This window comes from Breoghania sp. JC706, from assembly GCF_037026715.1.
Lineage (GTDB): Bacteria > Pseudomonadota > Alphaproteobacteria > Rhizobiales > Stappiaceae > Breoghania.
This window is the reverse complement of the sequence record NZ_JBANCG010000036.1, coordinates 1-304: the sequence shown is the minus strand read 5'-3', so window position 1 is coordinate 304 and position 304 is coordinate 1. Positions and strand designations below refer to the sequence as shown.

Here is a 304-nt window from a genome sequence, read left to right as displayed (position 1 = left end):
TAGGCAGCGGACTCATAACGATTTGATCCAGATGCGGATTGCGGCGAGTTTGACAGCTGCGAGGTAGTTGTCGGCGCGCCGATCATACCGGGTGGCGATACCTCGCATCTGCTTGAGGCGGTTGAAGAAGCGCTCGACCAGGTTGCGCTGGCGATAAACCCAGGGGCTGAAGGCGAATGTGCCTTTGCGGGTGATCCTTGGCGGGATGTTCGCCCAGCCACCGCGTGCGGCCACGAAAGCCCGGATGCCGTCGGTATCGTAGGCCTTGTCGGCCAGTACGGTTGCGCCCGGCGTCATCGTCTCT

At 61.8% G+C, this 304-nt stretch carries 1 protein-coding gene; it reads right to left on the bottom strand.

Translation table 11 applies throughout. From position 1 onward, the window contains the following. Nucleotides 1-12 precede the first annotated feature (12 nt). The coding region (locus V2L18_RS23445; protein ID WP_336180771.1) for a transposase at nucleotides 13-304 on the bottom strand (292 nt) is incomplete at its 5' end.